The 2,333-nt window shown below is 67.2% G+C and carries 1 protein-coding gene; it reads right to left on the bottom strand.

The annotated features are described in order from the left end of the window. Positions 1 to 1,979: OmpA family protein (locus tag B4L36_RS02130; RefSeq protein ID WP_292951648.1), on the bottom strand; the 1,979-nt coding region annotated here is incomplete at its 3' end. Positions 1,980 to 2,333: the final 354 nt, after the last annotated feature.

Below are 2,333 nucleotides of genomic sequence, written 5' to 3'. Positions count from 1 at the left end.
TCCGCCCGCCGGTCGGACAGGGCCAGATTCGCCGCGTCCGAGCCGACCGTATCGGTATGACCTTCGATCAGGAACATCTCACGCGGGTTCTTTGCGATCGCATCGCGGATCACGTTGCCCAGCGTGGACAATTCCTTGGCCTGATCCGGTTTGATCGCGGCCGAGCCCGTCTCGAAGGTGATCGCGTCGATATTGACCGGCGCGACCAGCGACCGGACCTGCGGGATGTCCCGGATCTGTGCCAGCGTGAAGCGACGGCTGAAATCCGATTCCCGCATCAGCGCGTCTCGCAATTGCGCCTCGTCCATGGCGCCGGCCGATGCACTCACCGCCTTGGCCGGAGCGGGAAGGCTCGAGACGTCCACGGGTTCGGCAACCGCCGAATCGTCGATCAGCCGCACGCTGGATCCATCCGCCGACACCAGCGTCCGGCGCAGCACACGAAGATCGGCGTCGCGGATGGTCACGATCTTGCTGCCATCGGCGCGCGTGACGATCGTGCGCGAAGAACCGTCGCCAAAATTCTCGGTGCTGACGGTCGAGCCCGGCTGACGCAGCAGCGCAACTTCGTCCTTGATGACCTGCTGGCTGCCATCCGACCGGGTCACGACAACGCGATCCGGCGCGCTCAGCGCGACCTGGCGGTTGTTGTTCAGCATCGCGCCGACGGCGACGCCGCCCAGACCCAGAAGCAGGGCCTTGGCCAGATCGTTCTTGCCGTCATCACCGCCATTCGAATCCTGCGCCGCGTTCTGCTGACCGGTCGTGGAGTTCAGGGCATCGCGCAGATTCGTCGTGAAATCCTCGGACGAGGACCGGCTGTTGTCTTCGGTCACCTTTTCTTCGGTCACCTCGGCATCGGCCGCATTCTCGTCCAGAGCGGCGGCTGTCGGCGCTTCGGTCGTCGCCGCAGCCTCCCTCGCGGCTTCGGTTTCGGTCACGTCCTGTTCCGGGACGGCCGCCTCTTGGCCGGAGGCATCCGTGGTGGTGGTTGTCTCGGCCTCGGTGGCAGCCTTGGTGTCGGCCGATGCTTCGGCTTCGGGGGCGCCTGATCCGGCGCCGCTGTCGGCGGGCTTATCCGCTTCAGTCGTCTTGTCCGATTCCTCGGCCAGGGCCTTGGCCAGCGCGTCTTCGTCGCTGGCCGGATCGGCGCCCTCGCTGTCGGCGGCCTTGGCAGGCTCGCGGGCGTCGGTTTCGGCCTTCTGGTCCGTGGTCACCTCGGCACCGGCCGCATTGGTTTCGGTCGCGTCCGGTTGCTGCGCGGCGGCGTCAGCTTCCGCTGCGCCAGAGGATTGCGCCTCGCCGGTCGCCGTCATGTCGCCGGAGGTCGTCGTCGCTTCACCGGATGCCTTTGCGCCGCCGGTCGTCTCACCGGTCAACGTCGCCTCGGTGTCCTGCGCCTTGACCGAACCGGATTGATCCGATTCCTTGGCCAATGCGTCCGCAAGGGCATCCTCGCCCGTCGCGGCGTCCCCGGTTGCGGTGGTTTCTTCCGAGGCCGCGGGATCTGCCGTATCCGTCATTGCGGGGTCCGCTGCCGGCGCCTCTGGCGCGGCGGCGGGGTCTTCGGCCATTGTCGCATCGGCCGGTGCGGCCGGCGCGGCCGTAGAGCCTCCGGCATCCCCCTGCCCTGCCGCTGCCTCAGCCTTGGCTTCAGGCGCAACGGTGCCCGACGCATCGACAGAGCCGTCCGTTGCCGGCATCTCGTCGGCGGCGGATTGTTCTGGAGCGGCCGTTTCTTCGGCACCGGCATTGGCTGCGGGCTGTTCGGTGCCACAGGGTGCCGCACTGCCGTCGGCACAGGGCTGGGCCGCTGTGGCATCGACCTCGGGCACGATTGCGGGCTGTTCGCCCTGGGCGCTCTGCGCGGGCTGGTCGGAATTGGCATCAGGCTTGGCCGCCTGGGCCATGGCAATCTGCGGCGCCAGCAGAGACAGGCAGGCCGCGATTGCGGTGGTGTTGTGAATGATGCGGCGCATGGGTGCTCCTTCATTGCCGTTTGGCGATTGTTCGAGCGACAAACAGTCGCAGTGGACCGTCAGTTCCAAACAAGCGCGTGATCACCGCGTCGCGACGCCGCCGAAAACGGGTCTGAAGGTCGGGCTTCTTTCGCCTGGCGGGCTGGAATTCCCGTTCGCTGCAAAGACGTTGGCGCACGACGCGCGTCGGCAGCAGGCAATCCGCAATGCGTCATGGATGGCCCGTGAGCTCGCTGCCTGCCAATCAAGGGCAGATCCGTCACCTGCGGGCGAGGCAGGCTGGCGCGTCGCGATGCGGAAAAACTGGTCGGAGCGAGAGGATTCGAACCTCCGACCCCCTGCTCCCGAAGCAGG

This window comes from Paracoccus sp. UBA889 (genome assembly GCA_002294185.1).
Lineage (GTDB): Bacteria > Pseudomonadota > Alphaproteobacteria > Rhodobacterales > Rhodobacteraceae > Paracoccus.
Note: the sequence above shows the minus strand (reverse complement) of the source record. Positions and strands in the feature narration are given on the sequence as shown.